Annotated in this window: 28 protein-coding genes; 20 read left to right on the forward strand and 8 right to left on the reverse strand. The window is 66.4% G+C overall.

The features are described 5' to 3' along the window. Positions 1-138: 138 nt before the first annotated feature. The 5 genes from pnuC (at position 139) to PSK12I2_RS0118035 (ending at position 2,800) form a co-directional block, all read left to right on the forward strand. Entirely contained in the window at positions 139-702 is a 564-nt protein-coding gene (pnuC, locus tag PSK12I2_RS0118015; RefSeq protein WP_027599469.1) for a nicotinamide riboside transporter PnuC, read from the forward strand. Continuing rightward, positions 699-1,226 carry an AAA family ATPase gene (locus PSK12I2_RS0118020; RefSeq protein ID WP_027599470.1) on the forward strand — a complete coding sequence of 176 codons (528 nt, stop codon included), beginning with the start codon at positions 699-701 and terminating at the stop codon, positions 1,224-1,226. Before pnuC ends, PSK12I2_RS0118020 begins: the two co-directional genes overlap by 4 nt. A gap of 37 nt (positions 1,227-1,263) precedes the next feature. Next, positions 1,264-1,818: a Smr/MutS family protein gene (locus PSK12I2_RS0118025; protein ID WP_027599471.1), complete on the forward strand. Its 555-nt coding sequence runs from the start codon at positions 1,264-1,266 to the stop codon at positions 1,816-1,818. Between the two features lie 63 nt (positions 1,819-1,881). Continuing rightward, positions 1,882-2,430 (forward strand): GTP cyclohydrolase I FolE, encoded by a 549-nt coding sequence (gene folE / locus PSK12I2_RS0118030; RefSeq protein ID WP_027599472.1) that lies wholly within the window; start codon positions 1,882-1,884, stop codon positions 2,428-2,430. Between the two features lie 64 nt (positions 2,431-2,494). Then, positions 2,495-2,800 (forward strand): putative quinol monooxygenase, encoded by a 306-nt coding sequence (locus PSK12I2_RS0118035; RefSeq protein WP_027599473.1) that lies wholly within the window; start codon positions 2,495-2,497, stop codon positions 2,798-2,800. Between the two features lie 126 nt (positions 2,801-2,926). On the opposite strand, the gene PSK12I2_RS0118040 is transcribed toward PSK12I2_RS0118035, so the two are convergent. After that, positions 2,927-3,475 (reverse strand): adenine phosphoribosyltransferase, encoded by a 549-nt coding sequence (locus PSK12I2_RS0118040; RefSeq protein ID WP_027599474.1) that lies wholly within the window; start codon positions 3,473-3,475, stop codon positions 2,927-2,929. 208 nt (positions 3,476-3,683) lie between these two features. On the opposite strand from PSK12I2_RS0118040, the gene PSK12I2_RS0118045 reads away from it, so the two are divergent. The 6 genes from PSK12I2_RS0118045 to rbsD are packed head-to-tail and all read left to right on the forward strand — an operon-like array spanning position 3,684 to position 9,505. Next, positions 3,684-4,640, forward strand: coding sequence for a sugar ABC transporter substrate-binding protein (locus PSK12I2_RS0118045; protein WP_007158440.1), 957 nt, complete (start codon positions 3,684-3,686; stop codon positions 4,638-4,640). A 16-nt stretch (positions 4,641-4,656) separates the two neighbouring features. Continuing rightward, positions 4,657-6,213, forward strand: a complete 1,557-nt coding sequence (locus PSK12I2_RS0118050; RefSeq protein ID WP_027599475.1) for a sugar ABC transporter ATP-binding protein — start codon at positions 4,657-4,659, stop codon at positions 6,211-6,213. Further along, on the forward strand, positions 6,210-7,187 hold the full coding sequence (locus PSK12I2_RS0118055) for an ABC transporter permease (RefSeq protein WP_007158442.1): 978 nt from the start codon (positions 6,210-6,212) through the stop codon (positions 7,185-7,187). The genes PSK12I2_RS0118050 and PSK12I2_RS0118055 overlap by 4 nt, the downstream gene beginning before the upstream one ends. Continuing rightward, positions 7,187-8,206, forward strand: coding sequence for a LacI family DNA-binding transcriptional regulator (locus PSK12I2_RS0118060; RefSeq protein WP_027599476.1), 1,020 nt, complete (start codon positions 7,187-7,189; stop codon positions 8,204-8,206). The genes PSK12I2_RS0118055 and PSK12I2_RS0118060 overlap by 1 nt, the downstream gene beginning before the upstream one ends. Next, positions 8,196-9,104: a ribokinase gene (gene rbsK, locus PSK12I2_RS0118065; RefSeq protein WP_027599477.1), complete on the forward strand. Its 909-nt coding sequence runs from the start codon at positions 8,196-8,198 to the stop codon at positions 9,102-9,104. The genes PSK12I2_RS0118060 and rbsK overlap by 11 nt, the downstream gene beginning before the upstream one ends. Further along, positions 9,101-9,505, forward strand: a complete 405-nt coding sequence (gene rbsD / locus PSK12I2_RS0118070) for a D-ribose pyranase (protein ID WP_027599478.1) — start codon at positions 9,101-9,103, stop codon at positions 9,503-9,505. Before rbsK ends, rbsD begins: the two co-directional genes overlap by 4 nt. Here rbsD and PSK12I2_RS0118075 read toward each other — a convergent pair. Beyond that, positions 9,502-12,366, reverse strand: coding sequence for an EAL domain-containing protein (locus tag PSK12I2_RS0118075; RefSeq protein WP_027599479.1), 2,865 nt, complete (start codon positions 12,364-12,366; stop codon positions 9,502-9,504). The genes rbsD and PSK12I2_RS0118075 overlap by 4 nt on opposite strands. A 352-nt stretch (positions 12,367-12,718) precedes the next feature. On the opposite strand from PSK12I2_RS0118075, the gene PSK12I2_RS0118080 reads away from it, so the two are divergent. The 3 genes from PSK12I2_RS0118080 to PSK12I2_RS0118095 all read left to right on the forward strand — a co-directional run bounded on the left by PSK12I2_RS0118080 (position 12,719) and on the right by PSK12I2_RS0118095 (position 14,932). Next, positions 12,719-13,231, forward strand: coding sequence for a ferritin-like domain-containing protein (locus PSK12I2_RS0118080; RefSeq protein ID WP_007158447.1), 513 nt, complete (start codon positions 12,719-12,721; stop codon positions 13,229-13,231). Positions 13,232-13,270: 39 nt separating this feature from the next. Further along, the gene (locus PSK12I2_RS0118085) at positions 13,271-14,170 is read left to right on the forward strand and encodes a manganese catalase family protein (RefSeq protein ID WP_007158448.1); all 900 of its coding nucleotides are present in this window, start codon (positions 13,271-13,273) and stop codon (positions 14,168-14,170) included. 405 nt (positions 14,171-14,575) lie between these two features. After that, positions 14,576-14,932, forward strand: coding sequence for a hypothetical protein (locus PSK12I2_RS0118095; RefSeq protein ID WP_027599480.1), 357 nt, complete (start codon positions 14,576-14,578; stop codon positions 14,930-14,932). Between the two features lie 46 nt (positions 14,933-14,978). On the opposite strand, the gene PSK12I2_RS0118100 is transcribed toward PSK12I2_RS0118095, so the two are convergent. Then, a complete protein-coding gene (locus PSK12I2_RS0118100; RefSeq protein ID WP_027599481.1) occupies positions 14,979-15,578 on the reverse strand; it encodes a glutathione S-transferase family protein in 600 nt (199 codons plus the stop codon). A 1-nt stretch (position 15,579) separates the two neighbouring features. Further along, the gene (locus PSK12I2_RS0118105) at positions 15,580-16,749 is read right to left on the reverse strand and encodes a PLP-dependent aminotransferase family protein (RefSeq protein WP_027599482.1); all 1,170 of its coding nucleotides are present in this window, start codon (positions 16,747-16,749) and stop codon (positions 15,580-15,582) included. 80 nt (positions 16,750-16,829) lie between these two features. On the opposite strand from PSK12I2_RS0118105, the gene PSK12I2_RS0118110 reads away from it, so the two are divergent. The 5 genes from PSK12I2_RS0118110 (at position 16,830) to PSK12I2_RS0118130 (ending at position 21,357) form a co-directional block, all read left to right on the forward strand. Continuing rightward, positions 16,830-17,312, forward strand: coding sequence for a MarR family winged helix-turn-helix transcriptional regulator (locus PSK12I2_RS0118110; protein WP_027599483.1), 483 nt, complete (start codon positions 16,830-16,832; stop codon positions 17,310-17,312). 88 nt (positions 17,313-17,400) lie between these two features. Then, positions 17,401-18,006, forward strand: a complete 606-nt coding sequence (locus tag PSK12I2_RS0118115; RefSeq protein WP_027599484.1) for a LysE family translocator — start codon at positions 17,401-17,403, stop codon at positions 18,004-18,006. Positions 18,007-18,015: 9 nt separating this feature from the next. After that, positions 18,016-19,203 carry a benzoate/H(+) symporter BenE family transporter gene (locus tag PSK12I2_RS0118120; RefSeq protein ID WP_027599485.1) on the forward strand — a complete coding sequence of 396 codons (1,188 nt, stop codon included), beginning with the start codon at positions 18,016-18,018 and terminating at the stop codon, positions 19,201-19,203. A gap of 55 nt (positions 19,204-19,258) precedes the next feature. Continuing rightward, positions 19,259-20,260, forward strand: coding sequence for an NADP-dependent oxidoreductase (locus PSK12I2_RS0118125; protein ID WP_027599486.1), 1,002 nt, complete (start codon positions 19,259-19,261; stop codon positions 20,258-20,260). Positions 20,261-20,433: 173 nt separating this feature from the next. Continuing rightward, entirely contained in the window at positions 20,434-21,357 is a 924-nt protein-coding gene (locus PSK12I2_RS0118130; RefSeq protein WP_027599487.1) for a GGDEF domain-containing protein, read from the forward strand. A 30-nt stretch (positions 21,358-21,387) separates the two neighbouring features. Here the strand turns inward: PSK12I2_RS0118130 and rluB are convergent, their stop codons facing one another. From rluB to zwf, 4 genes are all read right to left on the reverse strand, one after another. Next, positions 21,388-22,449 carry a 23S rRNA pseudouridine(2605) synthase RluB gene (gene rluB / locus PSK12I2_RS24110; protein WP_042133979.1) on the reverse strand — a complete coding sequence of 354 codons (1,062 nt, stop codon included), beginning with the start codon at positions 22,447-22,449 and terminating at the stop codon, positions 21,388-21,390. A 293-nt stretch (positions 22,450-22,742) separates the two neighbouring features. Further along, positions 22,743-23,381 carry a bifunctional 4-hydroxy-2-oxoglutarate aldolase/2-dehydro-3-deoxy-phosphogluconate aldolase gene (locus PSK12I2_RS0118140; RefSeq protein ID WP_042134440.1) on the reverse strand — a complete coding sequence of 213 codons (639 nt, stop codon included), beginning with the start codon at positions 23,379-23,381 and terminating at the stop codon, positions 22,743-22,745. 20 nt (positions 23,382-23,401) lie between these two features. Then, a complete protein-coding gene (gene pgl, locus PSK12I2_RS0118145; RefSeq protein ID WP_027599489.1) occupies positions 23,402-24,112 on the reverse strand; it encodes a 6-phosphogluconolactonase in 711 nt (236 codons plus the stop codon). Next, positions 24,099-25,568: a glucose-6-phosphate dehydrogenase gene (gene zwf / locus PSK12I2_RS0118150; protein WP_007158460.1), complete on the reverse strand. Its 1,470-nt coding sequence runs from the start codon at positions 25,566-25,568 to the stop codon at positions 24,099-24,101. The genes pgl and zwf overlap by 14 nt, the downstream gene beginning before the upstream one ends. 164 nt (positions 25,569-25,732) lie before the next feature. On the opposite strand from zwf, the gene PSK12I2_RS0118155 reads away from it, so the two are divergent. Then, a complete protein-coding gene (locus PSK12I2_RS0118155) occupies positions 25,733-26,602 on the forward strand; it encodes a MurR/RpiR family transcriptional regulator (protein ID WP_007158461.1) in 870 nt (289 codons plus the stop codon). The last annotated feature ends 20 nt before the right edge of the window (positions 26,603-26,622 follow it).

The raw sequence follows: 26,622 nt of genomic DNA on the forward strand, positions 1-26,622 counted from the left end.
GTCAGCGCCCGGCACCTTACCAGAGCGAGACCGGTTGAAGAGACCGATAGACGGCCATTAGGTGCCGTACAATGACCAATTCAATCTTTCCGGATGTGAAGCATGTCGTTTCTGGAGTCGCTCACCACCCTGCTGGGCATGTCGCCCGTGGAGCTGCTGGCCGCCGTTCTCGGGGTGATCGCCGTCTGGCTGACGGTGCGCCAGAACATCTGGGCCTGGCCCATCGGCCTGGTGATGGTGGTGCTCTACGCCTGGATCTTCCTGGACGTGAAGCTCTATTCGGACATGCTGCTGCAGTGCATCTATGCGGTGCTGCAACTCTATGGGTGGTGGCAATGGCTCAGGGGCGGCCAGCAGCACCAGGGCCGCGAGGTCACTTCACTGGCGGCGAAACCCCTGCTGGCCGGTCTGGCCGTTGGTGCCCTGGGCAGCCTGGCCCTCGGCTATCTCATGGGTACCCATACCGACGCCGCCCTGCCCTGGCTGGACGCCGCGCTCACCGGCTTCAGTCTGGTCGCCCAGTTCTGGATGGCGCAGAAGCGCCTGCAGTGCTGGGTGCTGTGGTTCGTGCTGGACGTCATCTACGTGGGCCTCTTCTATTACAAGGGCCTCTACCCCACCGCGATCCTCTATGCGGTCTTCGTCGGCCTGGCGGCCTATGGCTGGCTCGACTGGCGTCGCGCCCTGGCGACCGCGCCATGAAGGTGGTGGTACTGACCGGCCCCGAATCGAGTGGCAAGTCCTGGCTGACGCAGGTGCTGAGCGAAAGGTTCGGCGGTATTCGGGTCGACGAGTACGTCCGCGAATACTGCGAGCGGCACGGTACCGACACCACCCTGGCGGATGTGGAGCTCATCGCCCGCGAGCAAGTGCGCCGGGAAGACCAGGCGCGTGCCGCCGCGCCGCCCCTGCTGCTGCTGGACACCCATCTGCTGAGCAATCTGCTGTGGAGTCGGCTGCTGTTCGGCACTGCGCCCGCCTGGCTGGAGCCGGCGCTGCTGGCCCGCCACTACGATCTGCACCTGCTGCTCGACCCCCGCGACGTCGCCTGGCAGGACGACGGTCAGCGCTGCCAGCCGGAGCTGACCGAGCGGCTGGCGTTCTTCGCCCATTGTCGGGACTGGCTGCAGGCCCATGGCCAGCCGCTGCTGGAAATCGCCGGCGACTGGCCCGAGCGGCAAAGGGCCGCGCTGGCCGCGGTGAGCCGATTGCTGCACGAGGCCTGACCCGCCGGTAGAATGACGTCCTACACCGGAGAACGCCATGCACGACGACGATGCCTCTTTCGCCGACTTCACCCGCGGGATCCGTCCGCTCAAGCAGGATCGCGCCGACACCGGCAAACCGCGCGCCGACCTGGGCCAGGTCGCCCAGCGCCGTGCCGATGCGACCAGGACCATGACCGCTACCCGGGTCGATGGCCTGAGCGATGCCTTCGTCATCGATGTGGGCGCCGAGGACGAACTCTACTGGGGTCGCGACGGTGTCCAGGACACCCAGCTGCGCCGCCTCAAGGGCGGCCAGATCCCCTTCGAGGGCAGCCTGGACCTGCACGGCATGACCGTGGAGAAGGCCCGGGAAACCCTCTGGGACTTTCTCGCCGAGGCCACCCGCCTCGAAATCCGCTGCGTACGCATCACCCATGGCAAGGCCGCGCGCCTGGACGGCCGCCGCCCGCTGATCAAGAGCCACGTCAACACCTGGCTGCGCCAGCACCCCCAGGTACTGGGCTTCACCTCCTGCCTGCCCCGCCACGGCGGTACCGGCTCGCTTTATGTCTTGCTCAAGCGCACCATGCTCGAAGGTCGCGACGAGTGACTCCGCGACTCGGGTGACGTCTCATCCGAGCGCCAACCTCCTTATCGACAAACAGGAACCCAAATGTCTCTCGAACAGCACTACTCCTCGATCCTGACCGGACTCGGCGAAGACATCGGCCGGGAGGGGCTGGTGGACACGCCCAAGCGCGCTGCCAAGGCCATGCAGTACCTCTGCCGTGGCTACAACCAGACGCTGGAAGAGGTGGTGGGCGAGGCGCTCTTCACTTCCGACAACAGCGAGATGGTGCTGGTCAAGAACATCGAGCTGTACTCCCTGTGCGAGCACCACATGCTGCCCTTCATCGGCAAGGCCCACGTCGCCTACATGCCCAAGGGCAAGGTGCTCGGCCTGTCCAAGGTGGCGCGTATCGTCGACATGTTCGCCCGCCGGCTGCAGATCCAGGAAAACATGACCCGGCAGATCGCCGAGGCCATCGAACAGGTCACCGGTGCCGCCGGGGTCGCGGTGGTCATCGAGGCGCAGCACATGTGCATGATGATGCGCGGCGTGGAAAAGCAGAATTCCTCCATGGTCACCTCGGTGATGCTAGGCCAGTTCCGCGCCAGCGATGCCACCCGCGCCGAATTCCTCAGCCTGATCAATCGCTGAGTCGACTGCGACGTCCGCCGCCCTGGAGGGTCGAAGTCTCGAACCTCCAGGAGACCTGCCCGCCATGCCGGACGTCCACAGCCTCACCCTGCTCAGGGCCCAGCCCGAACGCTCCCAGGCGCTGGGCGCCCATCTGCTGGATCTCGCCGCCGTGGCGGTGACCGACGCAGGCTGCCTGGACTACCGGGTGTTCCAGGGCAGCGAGGATGGCGACTTCTGGGTGATCCAGGCCCGCTGGGCCTCGGTCGCCGCCCAGGGCGACCACTTCAACCAGCCCCATACCCTCGCATTTCTCGACGAGCTGCCCAAGCTGGCGGACGAGGTGGATCTGTATCCACTGGAGCCGAGAAGACCGGCTGGCACGCCTTGATACGGCTTACAACGTCCTATCGCGGCCATGGCGGTCCGCCGATGCGGCCGCTCCTACAGGGGGTGATGCTTTTGTAGGAGCGGCCCATGGCCGCGATAAAGCTAAGTCAGCTGTCGCGTGACCTCATCAATACTCCGACAGCGCAAAGCTCGTCAGGGCGAAGGTGGGGATGCCGGCGGCTTCCAGGCGCTTGGAGCCGCCCAGTTCGGGCAGGTCGACGATGGCGGCGGCCTCGTGGACCTCGGCGCCCAGGCGGCGGATCAGGTTGCCAGCGGCGACCAGGGTGCCGCCGGTGGCGATGAGGTCGTCGACCAGCAGCACCGAATCACCGGCGCTGACGCTGTCCTTGTGCACCTCGATCACGGAGTCGCCGTATTCGGTGCTGTAGACCTCGGTCAGCAACTCGGCCGGCAGCTTGCCCTGCTTGCGGAACAGCACCAGCGGCTTGCCCAGTTCATAGGCCAGGATCGGGCCGATGAGGAATCCGCGGGCATCCAGCGCCCCGACATGGGTGAAGGACGCCGAACGATAGCGCTCCAGCAACTCCGCCATGACGGCGCGCAGGCCTTCGGGCGACTGGAACAGCGGCGTGATGTCCCGAAAGATCACCCCCGGCTTGGGAAAATCGGGCACGGCGCGGATGAGGGATTTCAGGGCGGATTCGGAAAAGGACATGGCAAAGACTCTCGGGCGCCGGGCGCCTGGTTGAACACGATTGCACAGTATACCGGGGGCTACAGGGCCGGGGCCAACCTGCCGTCCCCTGGCGCTGAATCGATTCATGTAGTGACTTCCGTTGACAGCTACCAACGAAGCGGACATTCTCGCTTTCGCGCAAACGTTTGCGCGACCACAAGAACCATAAGAATTCGGAGATTCCCCTATGCTGGCCTTTCGCCCTGCCCGCCTGCTGGCGGCTATCGCTCTCACCTCCGCTTCGCTGATCCTGCCGCTCGCCGCCAGTCACGCCACGGCCGCCGAAAAGCCCAAGGTCGCGCTGGTCATGAAGTCCCTGGCCAACGAATTCTTCCTGACCATGGAAGACGGCGCCAAGACCTACCAGAAAGACCATTCCGCCGATTTCGACCTGATCTCCAACGGGATCAAGGACGAGACCGACACCTCCAGCCAGATCCGTATCGTCGAGCAGATGATCGTGTCCAAGGTCGACGCCCTGGTCATCGCTCCGGCCGACTCCAAGGCGCTGGTTCCGGTACTGAAGAAGGCCAGCGACGCCGGCATCAAGGTGGTCAACATCGACAATCGCCTGGATCCCGAGGTGCTCAAGTCCAAGTCCCTGGACATCCCCTTCGTCGGGCCCGACAACCGCAAGGGCGCGCGCCTGGTGGGCGAGTACCTGGCCAAGCAGCTCAAGCAGGGTGACCAGGTCGGCATCATCGAGGGCGTCTCCACCACCACCAACGCCCAGCAGCGCACCGCAGGCTTTAAGGACGCCATGGAAGCGGCCGGCATGAAGATCGTCGGCGTGCAATCCGGCAACTGGGAAATCGACAAGGGCAACGCCGTCGCCGCGGCCATGCTCAACGAATACCCTGACCTGAAGGCCCTGCTGGCCGGCAACGACAGCATGGCGCTGGGCGCCGTCTCCGCCGTGCGCGCGGCCGGCAAGAAAGGCCAGGTGCAGATCGTCGGCTACGACAACATCAAGGCCATCCACCCGATGCTCAAGGACGGTCGCGTCCTCGCTACCGCCGACCAGTTCGCTGCCAAGCAGGCCGTGTTCGGGATCGAAGCCGCGCTCAAGCTGGTCAAGGGCGAGCCCACCGGTGCCAAGGACGGCGTGATCGAGACCCCGGTCGAACTCGTCACCCAGCCCTGATCCGAGGAGAGCCCCCATGTCGTCCGAGGTCATCCTCAGCGCCCGTGGCATCGGCAAGACCTATGCACAGCCGGTACTCGGCGGCGTGGACCTGGAATTGCGCGCCGGCCAGGTGCTGGCGCTCACTGGAGAAAACGGCGCCGGCAAGAGCACCCTGTCCAAGATCCTCTGTGGCCTGGTGCAACCCACCACCGGCGAGCTGAGCTTTCTCGGCCGACCCTATGCCCCGGGCAGCCGCCGCGAGGCGGAAGCCCAGGGGGTGCGGATGGTCATGCAGGAGCTCAATCTGCTGCCCACCCTAACCGTGGCGGAAAATCTCTTTCTCGACCGCCTGCCCCGGCGGCTGGGCTGGATCGACCGCCGCCAGCTGCGCGAACAGGCGCGGCTGGCCATGGCCCAGGTCGGCCTGGAGTCCATCGATCCGGATACCCCCATCGCCGAACTGGGCGTGGGTCACCAGCAGATGGTGGAAATCGCCCGCAACCTGATCGGCGATTGCCGGGTGCTGATCCTCGACGAACCCACCGCCATGCTCACCTCGCGCGAGGTGGAGCTGCTGTTCGAGCAGATCGAGCGGCTGCGTGCCCGGGGCGTGGCCCTGGTCTACATCTCCCATCGCCTGGAAGAACTCAAGCGCATCGCCCAGCAACTGATGGTGCTGCGCGATGGCCGCCTGGTGGCCGATGCGCCCATGGCGGAGTACGCCACCGACCAGATCGTCAGCCTCATGGTCGGCCGCGATCTCGGCGAGCACCTGGGCATGGGCGAGCGCCGGTTCGGGCCGCCGCTGCTGGAGGTCAAGGGCCTGTCGCGCGCCGACAAGGTCCAGGACGTCTCCTTCAGCGTCCGCGCCGGGGAGATCTATGGCATCTCCGGGCTGATCGGCGCCGGACGGACCGAATTGCTGCGGCTGATCTTCGGTGCCGATCGCGCCGACTCCGGCGCGGTTCACCTGGCCGGCAAACCGGTCGACCTGGCCTCGCCGGCCAAGGTGGTACGCCAGGGCATCGCCCTGATCACCGAGGACCGCAAGGGCGAAGGCCTGCTGCTCAGCCAGCCCATCAGCGCCAACCTGGCCCTGGGCAACATGGCCAAGGTTGCCCAGCAGGGCCTGGTCAGCAGCGCCCGTGAAGCCGCCCTGGCCGAGCGTCATATCAAGGGCATGCGCATCCGCTGCAACGACGGCAGCCAGCCCGTGGGCGAACTTTCCGGGGGCAACCAGCAGAAGGTGGTCATCGGCCGCTGGCTCGAACGCGACTGCCAGGTGCTGCTGTTCGACGAACCCACGCGCGGCATCGACGTCGGCGCCAAGTTCGAGATCTATGGCCTGCTGGCCGAACTCACCCGCCAGGGCAAGGCCCTGGTCGTGGTCTCCAGCGATCTGCGCGAGCTGATGCTGATCTGCGATCGCATCGGCGTGATCTCCGCCGGCCGCCTGGAAGCCACCTTCGAACGCCATGACTGGGATCAGGAGCGGCTGCTGGCCGCCGCCTTCGCCGGCTATCGCTCCCGCGAAGCCCTGCTGGAAGAACCTGTCCCGCCGCAACCCCTTTCTCAGGAAGCCATTCGATGAGCAGTCTTCCCGTCACCTCCTCCCGGCGCGCCTTCGGCCTGGGCCTGGGCACCTACGTCGGCCTGGCCGCTGCCCTGCTGGCCATGATCGTGCTGTTCTCCCTGATGAGCAGTCACTTTCTCTCCTATGCCACCTTCACCACCCTGGCCAACCAGATCCCCGATCTGATGGTGCTGGCGACCGGGATGACCTTCATCCTGATCATCGGCGGCATCGACCTCTCGGTGGGTTCGGTAGTGGCCCTGGCCGCCGCCGTGGTCAGCGTCGCCACCCTGGAATGGGGCTGGGGCATCCTGCCCGCCGCGGCCCTGGGCATGCTCTGCGCCGCCCTGACCGGCACCCTCACCGGCAGCGTGACCGTGGCCTGGCGCATCCCTTCCTTCATCGTCTCCCTGGGCGTGCTGGAAATGGCCCGCGGCGCGGCCTACCAGTTGACCGATTCGCGCACCGCCTACATCGGTGATGCCTATGCCTGGCTGTCGACGCCCTTCGCCTTCGGCATCTCGCCCTCCTTCGTCATCGCCCTGCTGGTGATCGTGGTCGCCCAGTTGCTGCTGACCCGCTCGGTGCTCGGGCGCTACCTGATCGCCATCGGCACCAACGAGGAAGCGGTGCGCCTGGCCGGGATCAATCCCAAGCCCTACAAGGTCATCGTCTTCGCCCTCATGGGCCTGCTGGCGGGCCTCGCCGCGCTGTTCCAGATCTCCCGCCTGGAAGCCGCCGATCCCAATGCCGGCGTCGGCCTGGAGCTGCAGGTGATCGCCGCCGTGGTGATCGGCGGGACCAGCCTCATGGGCGGTCGCGGCTCGGTCATCAGCACCTTCTTCGGCGTACTGATCATCTCGGTGCTGGCCGCGGGCCTGGCCCAGATCGGCGCCAGCGAGCCGACCAAGCGCATCATCACCGGCGCGGTCATCGTGGTCGCCGTGATCCTCGACACCTACCGCAGCCAGCGCGCCAAGAGCAAGGGCTGATGGCGACCATCAAGGATGTCGCCGCCCGCGCCGGCATCTCCTACACCACCGTCTCCCATGTGGTGAACAACAGCCGCCCGGTCAGCCCGGGCGTGCGGGAAAAGGTCGAGGCGGCCATCGCCGAACTGGGCTACGTGCCCAGCGGCGTGGCGCGCTCCCTGCGCAGTCGCGCCACCGGCACCTTCGGCGTGCTGGTGCCCAATGCGGTCAACCCCTACTTCGCCGAGCTGGCGCGAGGGATCGAGGACCACTGCGAACGCCAGGGCTACAGCGTCATCCTCTGCAATTCCGATGACGACGCCGACAAGCAGCTGCGCTATCTGCGGGTGCTGAAGGAGCGCCGGATCGACGGCCTGGTGGTCGCCACCGTGGATGGCGATCCGCGCTTCGCCCGCGCCCTCGCCGGCCTGCGCATCCCGCTGGTGCTGGCCGACCGGCCGCTGGATGGCGTCCAGGCCGCGCATATCCGCATCGATCACCACCAGGGTGGCCTGCTCGCCACCCGCCACCTGCTGCAACTCGGTCATCGGCGCATCGCCTGCATCGGCGGCCCGGCCGACTCTCCCGTCGCCAGCGAGCGCATCACCGGCTACCAGCAGGCCTTGGCGGAGGCCGGTATCGCCCCTGGCGCCATCCAGCGCTGCTCCTTCACCGCCGCCGCCGGTCATGCCGCAGCCCGCGAATTGCTGGCCCGGGCGGAGCGCCCCACCGCGATCTTCGCCGGCAACGACACCATCGCCCTGGGCGTGCTGCGCGCCGCCGCCGAACGGGGCCTGAGCGTCCCCGGCCAGCTGTCCGTAGTGGGCTTCGACGACATCGAACTCAGTCGCTATCTCTACCCGGCCCTGACCACCATCGGCCAGTCGATCCGTGACCTCGGCGAACGCGCCGCCCAGCTGCTGCTGGCGCGCCGCGAGACGGTCGGCAGCCCTTCCACCCACGACATCGCCGTACCCCGGCTGGTGCTGCGCGAATCCACCGCGGCGCCCTCTGCTCTGGAGACCTCCCATGCACCCTGACGTCGTCGTCATCGGCAGCCTGAACATGGACCTGGTGGTGCGCACCCCGCGCCTGCCCAAGGGCGGCGAGACCCTCGCCGGCCATACCTTCGCCACCGCACCCGGCGGCAAGGGCGCCAACCAGGCCGTGGCGGCCGCGCGCCTGGGCGCCCGGGTCGCCATGATCGGCTGCGTCGGCGCCGATCCCTATGGCGACTTCCTCACCCGCAGCCTGCTCCAGGAGGGCATCGACTGCCAGGGCGTCTCGGTGGCGGCCGAGGTGCCCACCGGCATCGCCTCCATCCTGGTGGACGACCAGGGCCAGAACGCCATCGTCATCGTCGCCGGTGGCAACGGCGAACTGTCCGCCGCCCATCTGCAGGCCCAGGAATCCGTGCTGGACCAGGCCAAGCTGGTGATCGCCCAGCTGGAGGTCCCGCTGGCTACCGTGGGCGCCGCCCTCGCCCGCGCCCATGCGCTGGGCAAGACGGTGATCCTCAATCCGGCGCCGGCCACCGGACCGCTGCCGGCCGAGTGGTACGCCCATATCGACTACTTGGTGCCCAACGAAAGCGAGGCCAGCCTGCTGACCGGCCTGCCGGTGGACACGCTGGAACAGGCCGAAGCTGCTGCGCGCCAGCTGGTCGCCGCCGGCGCCCGCCAGGTACTGCTGACCCTGGGCGGCCAGGGCCTGCTGCAGGTCTCCGCCGACGGCTGCCAGCACCACCCGGCCACGCCGGTCAAGGCGGTGGATACCACGGCCGCCGGAGACACCTTCCTGGGCGGCTTCGCCGCCGGCCTGGCGGAGGGTCTGAGCGTCTCGGCGGCCATCGCCCTCGGCCAGCAGGCCGCCGCCATCGCCGTCACCCGTCCGGGCGCCCAGCCCTCCATCCCCACCCGCCAGGAGCTCGCCCGGTGAAGAAGACCGCTCTGCTCAACATCGCCCTGTCCCAGGCCGTCGCCAGTCTCGGCCACGGCGACCTGGTGGTCATCGGTGACGCCGGCATGCCGGTGCCGCCGGGCACGCCCCTGGTCGATCTGGCCGTGACCCCGGGCGTCCCGGATTTCCTCAGTGTGGTGCAGGCGCTGCTCAGCGAGATGCAGGTGGAAAGCCATCTGCTCGCCGAGGAAACCCTCGAGGTCCAGCCCCCGGCCCTGGCCGAACTGGAGCGCCTGAACGCCGACGGCGCCCTGGGCAGCCGCCGCTTGGTTTCCCATGACGAGATGAAGACGCTGTGTCGCCAGGCGCGGGTGCAGATCCGTACCGGCGAGTGCCAGCCCTACACCAACCTGATCCTGGTGGCCGGCGTCACCTTCTAGCCGGCGGCCCTGCCCAGCAGCTGCCGGGTCGCCTGCAGGTCCAGCGGCCGGGCGAACAGATAGCCCTGGGCATGGCGGGCGCCCATGTCCTTGAGCAGTTGCAGTGCCTGGGCGTCCTCGACGCCCTCGGCGACCACATCCAGGCCCAGCGACTCGGCCATGCGCACGATGGCGCGGACGATGGCGACACTGCGCGTGCTGTCGCCCAGACGCAGCACAAAGGATTTGTCGATCTTGAGGCCGCGAAAGCGGTATTCGTGGACATAGCCCAGCGACGAGAAGCCCGCGCCAAAATCGTCCAGCACCACCGAGACCCCGTGGCGATCCAGGGCCTCCATGGCCGCCTTGGCACGCTCGGGCTCGGCGACCAGGGCCCCTTCGGTCAATTCCAGGCAGATCCGTGACGGCGCCACGCCGTACGCGGCGAGGATGCTCAGCACCTCGTCGGCGAATTCCGGCTGCACGATGCTGTAGCTGGAGCAGTTGACGTGCACCACCGGCCAGTGGGCCTGGGCGGGCTCGGCCAGGGTGGCGGCGATGCGCGTCAGCATGTAGGTATCCAGCCTCCCGATCAGGCGCAGGCCTTCCAGCTCGGGGAGAAAGGCCCCCGGCGCCAGCACGCTGCCATCGGGCTGTCGCCAGCGGATCAGCGCCTCCAGCGCCGCCACGCGACCGGTGCCGACCTCGATGATCGGCTGGAAGAAGGGCTCCAGTTCGTTGCCGTTCTTCAGCGCCTTGCGCAGCGCGCCTTCGCGCACCACCTGGTCGGACACCACCTGGCGCAGTTCCTGGTTGAACACCGCGAAGTTGTCGCGGCCGCCCTGCTTAACCCGGTACATGGCCGTGTCGGCATCGCGCAGCAGGTCATCCGGCTGGCGATGCAGACTGGGATCGGCCACCACGATGCCGATGCTGCAGGAGGCGAACAGACTGTGGTCGTCGATCACCAGCGGGCGATCGAAGGCGTCGATGATGCGCTGGGCGATGGCCACCGGTGAATCGAGGCCGCCACCGGGCACCAGGATGGCGAATTCGTCACCTCCCAGCCGCGCCAGCAGGTCGGTCTCCCGCAGGCAGCCGGACAGCCGCTCCCCCGCCGCCACCAGCAGCAGATCGCCGAAGGGATGGCCGAACTGGTCGTTGATGCGCTTGAACCTGTCCAGGTCGAGAAACATCACCGCCAGGCCGGCGCCGTCGCGCTCCAGCGCCGTCCAGAGTTCGCCCAGGCGCTGCTGCAAGAAGCTGCGATTGGGCAGCCGGGTCAGGGCATCGTGATTGTTCTCGTACAGCAGTCGGGCATTGGCCGCATCCAGGGCCCGGGTGCGCTCCTGCACCCTGACCTCCAGGGCCTGGCGCGACTGCTGGATGGCTTCCGCAGCGCTGCGCCGGGACAAGGCGGTATCGATGTGGCGCGAGACGAAGGTCAGCAGCTCCTGGTCGCGCTGGCTGTAACGGACGTCTTCGCGATAGCTCTGCACCGCCAGTACGCCGCGGACCTGCTTGCCGTCATAGAGCGGGATGCCCAGCCAGGAACAGGCTTCCGGGGTGCCCTCGACCGGGGTGATCTCGCCGCGCTCGATGAGCAGGCGGGCCTTGTGCCGATCGATGATGCAGGGTCGCCGTTGGCGGATGGTGTATTCGGTATAGCCGCGGCTGCCGCGCCGGGCGACAGGGGCCGCGGTACGGCGCTCATCGGCGAAATAGGGAAAGCTCACCTCGCCCGAGGCGTCGTCGTAGAGGGCGATGTAGAAGTTGTGGGCATAGAGCAACTCGCCGACGACACGGTGCAGTCCCCCCAGCAATTCCGGCATGTCGGTGCTGGCGCTGGACAGCTCGGCGATGCGGAACAGCGCCGCCTGCAACTGCTCGGCGCGTTCGCGCTCGGCGATCTGCTCGCGCAGCCGGGCGTTGACCTCCGACAGCTCCTGGGTGCGCTGGCCCACGGTGGCTTCCAGATCCTCGCGCCGGAGGATGCGGTCCAGGGCCATGGCGACGTCACGGGCGATGACCTGGAACAGCGCCTGGTCCTCGGGGCCGTAACGGCGCTCGCGGTCGTAGACCTGAAGGCTGAGCACACCGAAGGTGCGATCGGCGCCATCCTTGAGCGGTATGCCCATCCAGAATTCGGGCACGCTGCCCTGGCAGTAATAGGGTCCGTTGGCCTGGGCGGCCTCCATGGCCTCCTTGGGCAGCAGCAGCGGCTCGCCGTGCATGAGCACGAAGGCGGTCAGGCTCGGCTGCTCGCGGTCCAGCGGCTCGAAGGAACCCGGCGCTGGCGGGCTCTCGTCGCGCTGATCGAAGTAATAGGGATAGTGGATCCGGTCGGCGTCGGGATCGAGCAGTGCCAGGCAGAGATTCTCCGCATCGATCAGGGTCACCAGCAACTCATGGGTGCGCTGCATGAACAGCTGGCGATCCAGGGTCGAACTGGCCAGGTAAGTGATGTCGTAGAGCACCTGCTGGATGGCCTGGGCCCGCTGCAACTGCAGGCGCTGCAGTACGAAGCCGAATCTCAGGGCCAGGGCAGCGAAATCGGTATGGCCATCGGGACGGGCGAGCAACCAGCCCAGCGGGGTCGGGCCACTGCCGGTGGGAAAGCAGCGGAGCGAGGTCTGGGCGGACAGTAGCGCCAGTTCCTCGTCGTCGAGCAATTCCGGCCAGCCACCGGCGTCATTTCCGGTGGCCATGCAAGACCAGTGGCCACGGCGCTGGTACCAGGCCCAGTCAGCGCCCGCAGCCGACGCCCGCAGTTGCGCGATGATCTCGTCCGGCTCCAGCCCCGGCACGTTCGGATCCGGCCAGCGTGCCTCCGGCGGCCTGACCGGGCCTACGCCTGGCAGCTGTTCCTCAGCCCCTTTCATGCTGACTCCTTCCCATGCATTCGCCGGATCCTGACACAGATGTCCCTGGCTTCGGCAAGTACGGAATGAACGGTTTGCTCGAGGGGGTGAACGGCAAAGATATGACTAAAGACGCTATTTGGCTAATACAAGAGTTGTACAGCCGACAGGCGCCTGTCCAACAACTCGGCGTTCCAGACAATCCCCTGCCGCTGGGCTTGTAAAACAAAAAGCCCAGGGCTTCCCCATCGATCCGAAAGGCCACCATGAGCCGAATCTCTGGCTAGGCCAGGGCCACTAATAAGCAGACAGAACGCAATCTGGCGGGGCGCTGCAGCCCGTTGTCGCCACTCTCCACGAGCAGGAGTTTTCCATGACCGCTTCCAAGCAAGACAACCTCATCGATTGGCTGCGCGATGCCCATGCCATGGAGGAACAGGCCGAGAAGATGCTCTCCGCCCAGGCCGCGCGCCTGGAGCACTATCCGCAGTTGCGCCAGCGTATCGAGCAGCACATCCGCGAGACCCAGGAACAGCGGCAGGTGATCGAAGGCTGCCTGAGCCGTCACGGCAGCAGCCCCTCGACCCTCAAGGACATGGGCGGCAAGTTGATGGCGCTGGGCCAGGCCATCGGCGGCGCTCCTATGAGCGATGAGGTCATCAAGGGGGCCATCGCCGGCTATGTCTTCGAGAACATCGAAATCGCCACCTACACCACGCTGATCGCGGCGGCTGCCGAGATCGGCGACAGCGAAACGCAGCAGGCCTGCGAACGCATCCTCGAACAGGAGAAGGCCATGGCGGCCTGGCTGCTGGAAGACCTGCCCGCCACCACCCGCGCCTTCCTGGAACGCTCCGCCGACCCCGATCTGACCGCGAAGCGCTGAAACGCCCGAGTTATACCGTGACTAGCCCCTGGAGGTTACATGTTCGTCCATAACAAGCGACTGCAATACACCGTGCGCGTGTCCGAACCCAATCCCGGTCTCGCCAACCTGATGCTGGAGCAATTCGGCGGTCCCCAAGGCGAACTCGCCGCCGCCATGCGCTACTTCACCCAGGCAATAGCCGAGCTCGACCCGGGCCGCAAGGACATGCTGTTCGACATCGCCACCGAAGAACTCAGCCACCTGGAAATCATCGGCTCGATGATCGCCATGCTGAACAAGGGCGCCAAGGGCGACCTGGCGGAAAAGACCCAGGAAGAAGCGGACATGTACCGCTCCCTGACCGGTGCCGGCAATGATTCCCACCTCACCCAGATCCTCTACGGTGGCGGCCCGCAACTGATCAACTCGGGCGGGGTGCCCTGGACCGCGGCCTACATCGACACCGTCGGCGAGCCGACCATCGACCTGCGATCCAATATCGCCGCTGAGGCCCGGGCCAAGATCGTCTACGAGCGCCTGATCAACGTCACCGACGATGCCGGCATCAAGGACACCCTGAGCTTTCTGATGACCCGCGAGATCGCGCACCAGAAGTCTTTCGAGAACGCGCTGCACTCCATCCAGCCCAACTTCCCCCAGGGCAAGATGCCACCGCGGCCGGAATTCGCCAGCGTCTACTACAACATGTCGCAAGGCGAAGGCGATATGCGCGGTCCCTGGAACCAGGGTCAGGACTGGGAGTTCGTGGAGCAGCCCAGCCCCGCCGTGGACGGCGGCGACGGCCTGGCCAGCGTCAAGCTGCCGCCGATGCAGGCCAAGGCGGTCGAACAGCTCGCGACCCGCACCATGTCGGATCCGAATGCTGCACCGGTAACGGGTGCCGATCTGGGCGCCGGCCTGGCCAAGCAACTCGACAAGAACCGTCTGGAAGAGTGATGTCTAGGCGACGGCGCCCATCGGGCGTCGTCGCCCTCCCCTCGGCCCGATGACCTTTCGTCGGCCCGCTTGCGCGCGCTGCGCTTCCGCACGAACCTGGCCAATTGCCATCGGTCCTACTGCCGTCATCGTAGTAGGGAAAGCCCTGATGGAAGATTATCTCCTGGCGTTCGCCATGGTCGCCCTGACCGCCCTGTTCATAGGTCTCACTACCGTCGGTCTGGTGGAATTCACCTGATGGCGCTTTGCCGCCTTTTGCGCTGAACATTTGTCCGGCGGCGCAGTCTGCCGCTGTGCATTGATGCCATCACGTTGTATGACGTAGCCAGGGACGCCACCATGAAACGCCACGCTTACGCCTTAGCCCTCGTTGCAGCCGCTGTCTGCAACGCCCCCGTTTTCGCCATGGACCAGGATGCCCTGCAGTTCGAGCAGGCCAGCATGGTTGCCTTCAAGAGCTGCGCGAACAAGGCGGTGATCGCCGGAACCCGCATCGGCGATACGGCCCGCTTCTCCGATACCGACAGCTGTGTCGTCCAGGCACTGTCGCAGATCGAGCCGGCCTACCAGAAGGCCCTCACCTCCCTGCAGAACAACGGCACCGCCCGCCGCTGCCTGCAGACCTACTACAGCAACTGGCTGACGCTGATGAAATCCCTGCCGGAGCTGCAGTCCAAGCCGCCGTCCTCCGTGCTGCTGACCGCCAACGGTGGCGAGCGCCGCCTCAACCAGTACTGGCAATTCGTGGTCAGCGCTCGCTGATCACGCCCGGGCGTCCCGCGGGGAGCCTTGGCTCCCCGCTCGCGTTTCAGCCGATGGCGATATGTCCCGGCTGCGCCGCTACCCGCGCCAGCCAGGCCTGGATGGCCGGATAGTCGTCCAGGCTAAAGCCGCCCTCGTGGGCGACGTGGGTGTAGGCATAGAGCGCGATATCGGCGATCGAGTAGTCCTCGCCGACCAGGAAGGACGTGCGCTGCAACTGCTGCTCCATCACCCGCAAGGCCTTGTAGCCGCGCACCAGGCAGACCTCGTACTCCTCCCGGCGCTCCGCCGGCAGCCCCTGGTAGAGTTGGATGAAACGCGCCACCGCCACATAGGGTTCGTGACTGTACTGCTCGAAGAATTGCCACTGCAGCACCTGGGTCCGCAGCCGCGGCTCGCTGGGCAGGAAGCGCGTGCCGTCGGCGAGGAAATTGAGGATGGCATTGGATTCCCACAGGCAGGTGCCGTCTTCCAGCTCCAGCACCGGAATCTTGCCGTTGGGATTCTTCGCCAGGAAGGCTTCGCTCTGCGTCTCGCCGGCGAGGATATCGACCTCGTGCCAACGATACTCCAGGCCGAGCAGGTGCAGCATAAGCACCACCTTGTAGCAGTTGCCGGAACGACGATCGCCATAGACCTGATACATCTCACAGCTCCTTGTCATGGGGGGTGGCTTCCCGGATCACGCTGGCCAGGCGCGCAAGGCCCGTGTCCAGCCGTTCGGGCAGCACATGGCTGAAATTGAGCCGCAGCAGACCGCGGTGACGATCCGGTTCGGCGAAGAATGGCTCGCCCGGCATGAAGGCGACGTCCTGCGCCAGGGCAGCGTCCAGCAGCGTACGGGTATCCAGGGGCGTTTTCAGCCGTAACCAGAAGAACAGTCCACCCTGGGGAATCTGCCAGTCGGCGATGTCGCTGAAATGTCGCGTCAGCGCCCGCTCGAAGCCATCGCGACGCTCACGGTAGAAGGTCCTTACCTCCTCCAGGTGCCGGGCATAACGCTCACTACCCAGCCATTGCAGCACCTGCCACTGGCTCATGCGGCAGGTGTGCAGATCGGCCGCCTGCTTGAGCGCCCGCAGGGGCTTGAGCAATTCAGGCGAGGCGATTAGGTAGCCCACGCGCAGGCCGGGCAGCAGCGTCTTGGACAGGCTGCCGGTGTGAATCCAGGCGCTGCGCCGGAGTTGGCCGCACAGCGGTCGCGCCGGCGCGCCGTCGTAGCTGAGTTCGCGATAGGGCTCGTCCTCGACCAGGGTCACGCCATACTCGTCCAGCAGGGCTGCCACCGCCGCACGGTTGGCTGCGGAATAGCGCACCCCGGAAGGATTTTGGAAGGTCGGGATCAGATAGGCGAAGGCCGGGCGTCGCTCTTCCAGGCGCAGGCGCAAGGCCTCCAGGTCCAGCCCCTCCGGCGTCAGGCTGACCTCCAGGCACTCGGCGCCAAAGAACTGGAAGCTCTGCAGCGCCGCCAGGTAGGTCGGGCCCTCCACCAGCACCGGGGTGCCGACGTCGAGATAGAGCTTGGCGATCAGATCCAGGGCCTGCTGCGAACCCGTGGTCACCAGCACCTGGTCCGCCGTGCAGTCCAGGCCATAGGCGCGGGCCTGGGCGGCGATGGCCTCGCGCAGCGCCGGCTCGCCCTCGCTCATGCCGTACTGACCCAGGCCGGCCGGCATCGTGCTCCAGTCCACCGCTGGCAGGCAGCGCTCGGCCGGCAGTCCTCCGGCGAAGGACATCACCTCCGGGCGCTGCGCCGCTGCCAGGATGTCGCGGATCAGGCTGCTCTTGAGTCGGGTCACCCGTTCGGAAAATGCCATCTGCCCTCCTGTGGCCCGTGGCCTGGTAATGAGTCAAACTACTTGACCGACCCTAATCCACTCCGGAAAGACAAGTCAATATGCTTGACCTAAATCAGACCTCCCAGCAGCGCCTGGTCATGGAAACCTTCTTCTTCGGTTACCAGGCGTTCACCGCCAAGGCCGACGACATGCTGGCGCGGCGCGGCCTGAGCCGGGTCCACCAGCGCATCCTGTTCTTCATCGCGCGCGAGCCGGGCCTGAGCAACAAAGCGCTGCTGGAGGTGCTCAACGTCAGCAAGCAGGCGTTGAACATTCCGCTGCGGCAGTTGCTGGAGATGCAGCTGGTGGCCATGGAGACGGATGCCGCAGACAAGCGCAAGCGACGGCTATCCCTGACCCGGGGTGGCGCCGCCCTGGAGCAGACCCTGAGACGCGAGCAGATGCGCCTGGTGCAGGCGGCGCTGGCTTCGGCGGGAGCGGACGCGGCCGAGGGCTGGCTGGCGTTCAATCAGGCCCTGGCCGGTCGCCAGGAGAGCGAAACCGAAAGCCAGGACAGTTCGAGCCCTTCGGTCGACTCCTAGAAACTGTACCGCTGGTTCGCGGCCTCGGTGTACGGATACCGGCCCGAGCGGCCTGGCTAAGCTGGCGCAAAGCCCAGGGATGCCCCTCATGACCGTCGAACTGCTCTCCGCCTTCATGCTCTTCGCCTTCGTCTCCTCCGCCACGCCCGGCCCCAACAACATGATGCTGCTGGCGTCGGGAGTGAATTTCGGCTTTCGGCGGACCCTGCCGCACATGCTCGGCATCAGCCTGGGCCACATGCTGCTGGTCATCTGCACCGGCCTCGGCCTGGGTCAGCTGTTCGTGCTCTATCCGCCGCTGCAGATCGCCTTGCGGGTCATTGGCGGCGCCTACCTGCTGTATCTGGCCTGGAAGCTGGCCACCGCTTCTGCCCCCACACCGCGGGAGTCTGGCAGCGGCAAACCCTTCGGCTTCTTCCAGGCTGCGGCCTTCCAGTGGGTGAACCCCAAGGCCTGGGTGATGGCCATCGGCGCGGTCACCGCCTATATTCCCGCCGAGAACTTCACCGCCAACCTGCTGCTGGTCGCCCTGCTCTTCGCCCTGATCAACCTGCCCAGCGTCAGCCTCTGGACGCTGTTCGGCATGGGCCTGCGCCGTCTGCTCAGCAGCCCTGCACGGCTGCGGCTGTTCAACTGGAGCATGGCCCTGCTGCTGGTGCTGTCCCTCTATCCCATCCTGTCCGGCCATCACTGAGGTTTTTCGATGCACGCGGCTCCGCAACGCCTTTCCCCGCTGGCCGATACCTCGCCCGCCGCCGTGGTCGCCGGCTTCGTCGCCATGCTGGTGGGCTACACCAGTTCCCTGGTGCTGATGTTCCAGGCCGGCCAGAATGCCGGCCTGAGCAGCGGACAGATCTCCTCCTGGATCTGGGCACTGTCCATCGGCATGGCGCTGACCACCATCGGCCTGTCGCTGAAGTACCGCACCCCCATCGTCATCGCCTGGTCGACCCCGGGCGCCGCGCTGCTGGTCACCAGCCTGCCATCGGTGCCCTACAGCGATGCCATCGGCGCCTTTGTGCTGTGCGCCGTGCTGCTCGCCCTCTGCGGCCTCACCGGCAGCGTCGACCGCCTGCTGCGCCGGGTCCCGCCGGCGCTGGCCGCCGCCCTGCTGGCCGGCATCCTCTTTCGCATCGGCATCGAGATCTGCACCGCGGCCCAGCACCAGACCGCGCTGGTGCTGGGCATGGCCCTGGCCTACCTGGTGGCCAAGCGGTTGTGGCCGCGCTATTGCGTGCTGGTCGCCCTGGTGGCTGGCCTGCTGCTGGCCGCCGGGCTGGGCCTGCCGGACTTCCACGGCCTGCGCCTGGAGCTGGCGGTGCCGGTATGGACCACCCCGACCTTTTCCCTGGCCGCCACCATCGGCATCGCCATCCCGCTGTTCGTGGTGGCCATGGCTTCGCAGAACATGCCCGGTATCGCCGTGCTGCGCACCGATGGCTACGCGGTCCCGGCCTCGCCGCTGATCGCCACCACCGGCCTCGCCTCGCTGCTGCTGGCACCCTTCGGCTCCCATGGCATCAACCTGGCGGCCATCAGCGCGGCGATCTGCACCGGTCCCCAGGCCCATGAGGACGCCAGCAAGCGCTATACCGCGGCGGTCTGGTGCGGACTCTTCTATGGCATCGCCGGGCTGTTCGGCGCCACCCTGGCAGCGCTGTTCGCCTCGCTGCCCGGCGAACTGGTGATCTCGGTAGCCGCCCTGGCGCTGCTCGGCTCCATCATGAACGGCCTGCACGGCGCCCTCGCCGACCCCGGCCAGCGCGAACCGGCACTCATCACCTTTCTGGTCACCGCCTCGGGCCTGACGCTGGCCGGCATCGGCTCGGCCTTCTGGGGCCTGGTCGCCGGTCTTTTGGCCAGTTTGCTACTGACCGCACGCCGCCGTTAGAACCCGCGCCCCTCCTGACGGGTCGGAAGTGGATCCTTCCCGTCAGGAGAACACCATGTCCCGTACCAATCGCCAATTCCTGCTCGCCAAGCGCCCCTCCGGCGAACCCACCGCCGACACCTTCGAGCGCGTCGAGCAGCCGATCGGCGAACCCGGCGCCGGTCAGGTGCTGATCAAGAATCTGTACCTTTCCCTCGACCCGGCCATGCGCGGCTGGATGAACGAGGGCAAGTCCTATATCAAGCCCATCGGCATCGGCGAGGTCATTCGCGCCCTGGGCGTCGGCGAGGTGGTGGCGTCCACCCACCCGGACTTCAAGGTGGGCGATACCGTCAATGGCATGCTCGGCATCCAGGACTATTACCTGGGCGAGCCCCAGGGCTTCTACAAGGTGGACCCCAGCAAGGCCAGCCTGCCCCAGTACCTTTCCGTGCTTGGCATGACCGGCCTGACCGCCTACTTCGGCCTGCTGGAGGTCGGCGAGCCCAAGGCCGGCCAGACCATCGTGGTCTCCGGCGCCGCCGGCGCGGTGGGCAGCATGGTCGGCCAGATCGGCAAGCTCAAGGCCTGCCATGTGGTGGGCATCGCCGGTGGCGCGGAGAAATGCCGCTATCTGATCGAGGAGCTCGGCTTCGACGCCGCCATCGACTACAAGGCCGAACCGGACCTCGCGGCCGCCCTGCAGCGCGAGTGCCCCAACGGTATCGACGTCTATTTCGACAACGTCGGCGGTCCGACCCTCGACGCGGTGCTGGCGCAGATCAATTTCCGCGCACGGGTGGTGCTCTGCGGCGCCATCAGTCAGTACAACAGCGACAAGGTGCAGGGCCCGCAGAACTATCTGGCGCTGCTTAGCAATCGCGCGCGCATGGAAGGGTTCATCGTGCTCGACCACGCGGCTCGCTATGCCGAGGCGCAGAAGCAGTTGGCGATCTGGCTGGCCGACGGCCAGCTCAAATCCCGCGAGCATGTGGTGGAAGGTCTGGATACCTTCCCCGAGACCCTGATGAAGCTGTTCTCCGGCGAGAACTTCGGCAAGCTGGTGCTCAAGGTGTAGGCCCCGCGTCGGAAAGTCGTCACGAGCGGGTCGCGAAAGCGACTCGCCTGGCCTTCAGGCGTCAACTTACAGACGGCCAATCGCCACCATACGCCTAAGTCATTGATTTTAATGGCGCTGAAAGACTGGCACGCTTCTCGCTGTAGAGGGACTATCCGCCAAGGAGAACAGGCATGGTCCCGCCCTCGTCCAACACCATCAATCTCGATCGCGCTCGCCAGCAGCGCAACGCCAACCTGGCCGCCCCCGCCCGCGACAGCGATCCGGCGGTGCTGGGCGCACTGCGTCAGCGGCTGCTCAGCGTCCTGCAGACCTCGCTGGAGCTCGAACGGGTCCTGCAACTCTTCCGGCAGGAGGTGGATACCCTGGTGGACCTGCCCGGCCTCACCTACCGACATGCCGCGGAAGACGTGGCCATCGGCCTGGGCGAAGAACAGGGTCATCAGGTGCACTATCACCTGAGCCAGGGGGACCTGCGTCTGGGCGATCTGACCTTCTACCGTCAGGAGCGCTTCCAGGACAGCGAACTCGGGGCGCTGGAATACCTGCTCGGCAGCCTGCTGTTTCCCCTGCGCAACGCCCTGCTCTACCGCGAGGCCCAGAACAACGCCCTGCGCGATGCCCTGACCGGTGTCGGCAATCGCAGCGCCCTGGATCGTGCCCTGGTGCGGGAACTGGAACTCGCCCGCCGCACCCAGCAGCCGCTGTCGCTGCTGATGCTGGACCTGGATCACTTCAAGCGCATCAACGACAGATTCGGCCACAGCGTCGGTGACGACGTGCTGCGCCAGACCGCCCGCACCCTCGGCAACAGCCTGAGAAGCATGGACATGGTCTTTCGCTTTGGCGGCGAGGAATTCTGTGTACTGCTGTCGGCCACTGGCCATGAAGCGGCGCATATCGTGGCGGAACGCCTGAGAGCGGCGGTGGAAGCCCAGTCGGAGACCGCCGGTGCCATCCCGTTACCGGTCACCCTGAGCCTGGGCCTGGCGACCCTGCGCGACGTCGAGTCTCCGCGCTGCCTGCTGCTGCGCGCGGATCGCGCCCTCTATCAGGCCAAGGCCGAAGGCCGCAATCGATTCTGCAGCCTGGCCTAGAGGTCGCCTGGGACCAGGCGACCTCTCTGCTTAGCGGCGACCGCCCTTGCCGGTACCGCCGCCACTGGGACCACGACGCGGGGCGATGCCCGGCGAGGTACGGCCCTTGCTGACCGGCTTGCGGCCCATTTCGCTGGGACGCTCGGCCACGGCCGACCCCTGGGGCTTGCCGGTCTTGCCCGTCTTGTTGAGCTTGTTGCGCGAACCCCGACCGGCATCGATCGGCCGCGCGGTCTTGCGCTGCTGACGCTCGAGCTTTTCCTTGGTCTTGCCGCCCATGGACGGCAGCGCCACCGGCGGCAGGCCGACTTCGCCCGCGAGGATGTCGATCTCCCCCTGGGTCATCTCGCGCCAGCGCCCGACCGGTAGATCGCTGGTCATGAACACCGGACCGAAACGTACGCGCTTCAACCGGCTCACCACCAGGCCCTGGGATTCCCACAGCCTGCGGACTTCGCGGTTGCGACCTTCCATCACCACGCAATGGAACCAGTGGTTGAAGCCGTCGCCCTCCGGCGCCTGCTGGACGTCGGTGAAGCGCGCCGGGCCGTCTTCGAGGATCACCCCGTTCTTCAGGCGCAGCAGCATCTCTTCGGTCACCTCGCCCCGTACCCGTACCGCGTACTCGCGGTCCATCTGGTAGGACGGGTGCATCAGCCGGTTGGCCAGTTCGCCATCGGTGGTGAACAGCAGCAGGCCGGTGGTATTGATATCCAGGCGACCGACATTGATCCAGCGGCCCTGCTTGGGCTTGGGCAGGCGGTCGAAGACGGTGGGTCGGCCTTCGGGATCGTCACGGGTGCAGATCTCGCCTTCGGGCTTGTTATAGATCAGCACGCGGCGTACCACTTCCTCGGCCTGGTCGCGCTTGAGCAGGCGACCGTCCACCGCGATGGCGTCCTTGGGCATGACGCGCAGGCCCAGGGGCGCGACCACGCCGTTGACCTTGATGCGGCCTTCGCCGATCCAGGCCTCGACGTCGCGGCGCGAGCCGACGCCCAGGCGCGACAGCACCTTCTGCAGCTTTTCGCCAGCCGGCGCGGGTGCGCTTTCTTCGAGGATTTCGTTTGGGGGATTCTTGTCGAGGGTCATCAGGCACCTCCCGGTGTAGTGGACGACAAAGGCGCCACGGAACGGGCGCCAGGAAAAAGACAGGGGCGCATGATAGCGCCCCTGCTCGCGCCAGCCTAGCGAGTGTGGTGTCTCAGCAGTTGACTGCACAATTTTGGCGGCGCTTTTTCGGCTATGGCGGCGTTGCCACTCCTCGCCATAGCCCTGCTATGACTCGTACCGGCGCCTAGCCATAGCCAAAAAATCACTCGCCAATTCTTGCGCGAACTTCAGAGACACCGCACTAGCCTGGCGGGTGACGGATGGCCGCAGTGTCAGTCCAGTGTGGCCAGGGCGTCGCGGCACAGCTGCTCGACGCGGTTCCAGTCCTTGGCCTTCACCACGTCGCCGGGCAGCATCCAGCTGCCGCCGACGCACAGCAGGTTGGGCTGCTGGAAGTAGTTCTTCACGTTGCCCGGGTTGACGCCGCCGGTGGGGCAGAACTTGAGTTCGGCGAAGGGACCGGCAAAGGCCTTGAGCGCATCCACGCCGCCATAGACGTTGGCAGGAAACAGCTTGAAGCGGCGATAACCCAGGCGGTAAGCCTGCATGATCTCCGAGGGCGTGGCGATGCCGGGCAGCAGCGGGATGGGCGCCGATACCCCGGCCTGGAGGATCTCCTCGGTGGTGCCCGGGGTGACGATGAACTGGGCGCCGGCCTCGACCGCGGCGTCGAACATCCGCACGTCCAGCACGGTGCCCACACCGACATCCAGCTCGGGACGTTCCTGGCGCAGCAGGCGCACCGCGTCCAGCCCGTGGGCCGATCTCAGGGTGATTTCCAGGGCGGTCAGTCCCCCCGCAGCCATGGCGTCGGCGAACGGCAGCACGTCAGCGGGATCGTTGATCACGATCACCGGCAGGATCCGCGCGCGGGCGCACAGGGCATCTAGGGTCGCGATCTTGTTCTGCATGTCCAAAACTCAACTCCTCGTCAGGGGCACCAAAAGACGACCAGGGGTTCGCGCAGGAACGCCTTGATCGGAGTGGCCAGCTCGTCGCCCTCGGCCAGAGCGGTTTCCAGCACCTGTCGCTTGCCTGCGCCCTGGATGGCGAGGATCTGTTGCCGCGCGCGGCTCAGGTAGGCACGGCTCAGGGTAATGCGGGTCTGGGGCGCGGACGGTGCCACGCCGGGGAAGCTGAGGCGCTCGCTGGCCGGATCCAGGGCCTCTTCCAGGCCGGGACTGCCGGGGAAGAGCGAAGCGGTATGGGCGTCGTCACCCATGCCCAGCACCAGCACATCGGGCGTCGCCAGGGCGTCGCGCAGCCGGGCTTCGGTCAGGGCCATGCCCTCTTCCGTGGAGCTGGCCGGGCTGTAGAGGTCGACGAAGCCGGCCGCGGCGGCAGGCCCCTGGAACAGGTGCTTGCGCAGCAGGCCGGCATTGCTGTCCGGATGGTCACCGGGTACCCAGCGCTCGTCCGCCAGGGTCACCAGCACCTTGGACCAGTCCAGCTCGGCCTGGGCCAGGCGCTCCAGAAAGGGCACCGGACTGCGACCGCCGGAGACGATCAGCAGCGCCTCGCCGCGGGCCGCCAGGGCTTCGCGCAGCGCGGTGGTGACGGTCTCGGCCAGCGTCGCCGCGTGGGCGTCGCGGTCAGGCAGTTCGCGCAGGGTCACGCCCTGCCCCAGATCAGACGTCGCCATACCAGGATCTCCCGTCTCGTGCGATCAGTGCGATGGAGGTCAGCGGACCCCAGCTGCCGGCGGCATAAGACTTGGGCGAATCGCCCATCTTCGACCAGCCATCCATCAGCTGGTCGCACCATTTCCAGGCCGCTTCGATCTCGTCCTTGCGGACGAACAGCGATTGGTTGCCTTGCATGACTTCCAGCAGCAGTCGCTCATAGGCATCCGGCGTACGCAGGTGCTTGAAGGTCTCGGAGAAGTTGAGCTGCAGCGGACCGCTGCGCAGCTGCATGCCCTTGCGCAGGCCCTGATCCTTGCTCATCACCTGCAGCGAGATACCCTCGTCCGGCTGGATGCGGATGATCAGGCGGTTGCTGATCAGGCTGCGCTGCTCGGGAGCGAAGATGTAGTGCGGTGGCTCCTTGAAATGGATGACGATCTGCGAAAGCTTCTGCGGCATGCGCTTGCCGGTGCGCAGATAGAAAGGCACACCGGACCAGCGCCAGTTGCGGATGTCGGCGCGGATGGCGACAAAGGTCTCGGTGCGGCTCTCGGTGTTGGAATTGGGCTCTTCCAGATAGCCCGGCACCGGCTTGCCGTCACTGTAGCCGGCGGTGTACTGCCCCAGGACCACCCGGCTGGCGAGCTGGTCGGCGGTGATGGGCTCCAGGGCCTTGAGGACCTTGACCTTCTCGTCGCGGATGCTGTCGGCGGAAAGATCCGCCGGCGGATCCATGGCGGTCAGGCAGAGCAGTTGCAGCAGGTGGTTCTGCACCATGTCGCGCAGCTGGCCGGCCTGGTCGAAGTAGCCCCAGCGACCCTCGATGCCGACCTTCTCGGCCACGGTGATCTCCACGTGGGAGATGTAGTTCTGGTTCCACTGGGTCTCGAACAGGCTGTTGGCGAAACGCAGGGCGATGAGGTTCTGGACGGTTTCCTTGCCCAGGTAGTGGTCGATGCGATAGACGCGGTCTTCGGGAAAGAAGCGCGCCACGGCATCGTTGACCACCTTGGAGGATTCCAGGTCGTAGCCGATGGGCTTTTCCATCACCACCCGGGTGCGCTCGCACAGGCCGACGGCGGCGAGGTTCTCGCAGATGGCGCTGTAGACCAGCGCCGGGGTGGCGAAATAGGCGATCAGCGGCGACGTCTCACCCACATCCTCGGCAAGTCCCGTATAGTCTTCGCGATTGCGGAAATCGATGGCGCGATAGCCGAGACGACCACGCATCCGGGTCCATACCGCTTCGTCCCAATCGGCCTTGGGCACATAGTGGCGCAGGCGCTCCTCGATGTGCTCCAGCTGCTTGACCCCATCGCCCTGGTCACGCGCCAGCGCCATGATGCGGGTATCCTCGTGCAGCAGACCTTCACGATCCAGCTGATACAGGGCAGGGAAAAGTTTGCGCAGGGCCAGGTCGCCCAATGCGCCGAAGATTGCCAGGGTACAGGGTAGAACTCGGACGCCAGCCATAAATATTCGTTCTTTTACTTAAAGTTTGAGATATTCCAGCACCATCATAGGGGAGCCGGGGCGATTCGCGTAGTCTTTATATTAAAAAATACGGCGCAGGGGTAAGCCCTGCCCACACCTTTTATAGCCTTAGGATAGAGGCACAACAACCACTAGGAGTTCTCATGGATCGTGCCAGCACCCTGCTGCAAACCATCCAGACCCGTATCGGCGAACTCAACCGCGCAGAACGCAAGGTCGCCGAGGTCATTCTGCAGAATCCCCGGCAGGCCACCCGCTACACCATCGCCGCCCTGGCCCAGGCGGCCCAGGTCAGCGAGCCCACCGTCAACCGCTTCTGCCGTTCCCTGGGCGTGAGCGGCTATCCGGAAATGAAGATCCAGCTGGCGCAAAGCATCGCCAGTGGCGCGGTCTATGTCAGCCAAGCGGTGGAAGCCAACGACGAACCCGAGGCCTACGCGGAAAAGATCTTCAGCAGCACCATCGCCTCGCTGGACAGCGCCCGCCAGCGCCTGGACGCCCGCACGGTGGATCGCGCGGTCGATCTGATGATCCAGGCGCGGCAGATCCACTTCTTCGGCCTGGGTGCCTCGGCGCCCGTGGCCCTCGACGCCCAGCACAAGTTCTTTCGCTTCAACATGGCGGTGTCGGCGCATTCGGACGTGCTGATGCAGCGGATGCTCGCCTCCATCGCCAGGACCGGCGATCTCTTCGTGATCATCTCCTACACCGGCCGCACCCGCGAACTGGTGGACGTGGCCAAGCTGGCCCGCGACAACGGCGCCTCGGTGCTCGGCCTCACCGCCAGCAACACCCCGCTGGCCAAGGTCTGCACCCACAGCCTGGACATTCCGCTGCCGGAAGACACCGATATCTACATGCCCATGACCTCGCGGATCATCCAGCTCACCGTGCTGGACATCCTGGCTACCGGGGTCACGCTCAAGCGCGGCGTGGATTTCCAGCCGCACCTGCGCAAGGTCAAGGAAAGTCTGGTCGCGACCCGCTATCCCTCGGAGCCCGACCAGGGCTGACGCGCGCTGCCCGTTCGTGT

The organism is Pseudomonas sp. MOIL14HWK12:I2, from assembly GCF_000510745.1.
Taxonomy (GTDB): domain Bacteria; phylum Pseudomonadota; class Gammaproteobacteria; order Pseudomonadales; family Pseudomonadaceae; genus Chryseomonas; species Chryseomonas oryzihabitans.

Excerpts from the sequence above, each read along its gene's own strand:
- pnuC (WP_027599469.1), top strand. The coding sequence starts at position 139 with ATGTCGCCCGTGGAGCTGCTGGCCGCCGTTCTCGGGGTGATCGCCGTC.
- PSK12I2_RS0118020 (WP_027599470.1), top strand. The coding sequence starts at position 699 with ATGAAGGTGGTGGTACTGACCGGCCCCGAATCGAGTGGCAAGTCCTGG.
- PSK12I2_RS0118025 (WP_027599471.1), top strand. The coding sequence starts at position 1,264 with ATGCACGACGACGATGCCTCTTTCGCCGACTTCACCCGCGGGATCCGT.
- folE (WP_027599472.1), top strand. The coding sequence starts at position 1,882 with ATGTCTCTCGAACAGCACTACTCCTCGATCCTGACCGGACTCGGCGAA.
- PSK12I2_RS0118035 (WP_027599473.1), top strand. The coding sequence starts at position 2,495 with ATGCCGGACGTCCACAGCCTCACCCTGCTCAGGGCCCAGCCCGAACGC.
- PSK12I2_RS0118040 (WP_027599474.1), bottom strand. The coding sequence starts at position 3,475 with ATGTCCTTTTCCGAATCCGCCCTGAAATCCCTCATCCGCGCCGTGCCC.
- PSK12I2_RS0118045 (WP_007158440.1), top strand. The coding sequence starts at position 3,684 with ATGCTGGCCTTTCGCCCTGCCCGCCTGCTGGCGGCTATCGCTCTCACC.
- PSK12I2_RS0118050 (WP_027599475.1), top strand. The coding sequence starts at position 4,657 with ATGTCGTCCGAGGTCATCCTCAGCGCCCGTGGCATCGGCAAGACCTAT.
- PSK12I2_RS0118055 (WP_007158442.1), top strand. The coding sequence starts at position 6,210 with ATGAGCAGTCTTCCCGTCACCTCCTCCCGGCGCGCCTTCGGCCTGGGC.
- PSK12I2_RS0118060 (WP_027599476.1), top strand. The coding sequence starts at position 7,187 with ATGGCGACCATCAAGGATGTCGCCGCCCGCGCCGGCATCTCCTACACC.
- rbsK (WP_027599477.1), top strand. The coding sequence starts at position 8,196 with ATGCACCCTGACGTCGTCGTCATCGGCAGCCTGAACATGGACCTGGTG.
- PSK12I2_RS0118075 (WP_027599479.1), bottom strand. The coding sequence starts at position 12,366 with ATGAAAGGGGCTGAGGAACAGCTGCCAGGCGTAGGCCCGGTCAGGCCG.
- PSK12I2_RS0118080 (WP_007158447.1), top strand. The coding sequence starts at position 12,719 with ATGACCGCTTCCAAGCAAGACAACCTCATCGATTGGCTGCGCGATGCC.
- PSK12I2_RS0118085 (WP_007158448.1), top strand. The coding sequence starts at position 13,271 with ATGTTCGTCCATAACAAGCGACTGCAATACACCGTGCGCGTGTCCGAA.
- PSK12I2_RS0118095 (WP_027599480.1), top strand. The coding sequence starts at position 14,576 with ATGGACCAGGATGCCCTGCAGTTCGAGCAGGCCAGCATGGTTGCCTTC.
- PSK12I2_RS0118100 (WP_027599481.1), bottom strand. The coding sequence starts at position 15,578 with ATGTATCAGGTCTATGGCGATCGTCGTTCCGGCAACTGCTACAAGGTG.
- PSK12I2_RS0118105 (WP_027599482.1), bottom strand. The coding sequence starts at position 16,749 with ATGGCATTTTCCGAACGGGTGACCCGACTCAAGAGCAGCCTGATCCGC.
- PSK12I2_RS0118110 (WP_027599483.1), top strand. The coding sequence starts at position 16,830 with ATGCTTGACCTAAATCAGACCTCCCAGCAGCGCCTGGTCATGGAAACC.
- PSK12I2_RS0118115 (WP_027599484.1), top strand. The coding sequence starts at position 17,401 with ATGACCGTCGAACTGCTCTCCGCCTTCATGCTCTTCGCCTTCGTCTCC.
- PSK12I2_RS0118120 (WP_027599485.1), top strand. The coding sequence starts at position 18,016 with ATGCACGCGGCTCCGCAACGCCTTTCCCCGCTGGCCGATACCTCGCCC.
- PSK12I2_RS0118125 (WP_027599486.1), top strand. The coding sequence starts at position 19,259 with ATGTCCCGTACCAATCGCCAATTCCTGCTCGCCAAGCGCCCCTCCGGC.
- PSK12I2_RS0118130 (WP_027599487.1), top strand. The coding sequence starts at position 20,434 with ATGGTCCCGCCCTCGTCCAACACCATCAATCTCGATCGCGCTCGCCAG.
- rluB (WP_042133979.1), bottom strand. The coding sequence starts at position 22,449 with ATGACCCTCGACAAGAATCCCCCAAACGAAATCCTCGAAGAAAGCGCA.
- PSK12I2_RS0118140 (WP_042134440.1), bottom strand. The coding sequence starts at position 23,381 with ATGCAGAACAAGATCGCGACCCTAGATGCCCTGTGCGCCCGCGCGCGG.
- pgl (WP_027599489.1), bottom strand. The coding sequence starts at position 24,112 with ATGGCGACGTCTGATCTGGGGCAGGGCGTGACCCTGCGCGAACTGCCT.
- zwf (WP_007158460.1), bottom strand. The coding sequence starts at position 25,568 with ATGGCTGGCGTCCGAGTTCTACCCTGTACCCTGGCAATCTTCGGCGCA.
- PSK12I2_RS0118155 (WP_007158461.1), top strand. The coding sequence starts at position 25,733 with ATGGATCGTGCCAGCACCCTGCTGCAAACCATCCAGACCCGTATCGGC.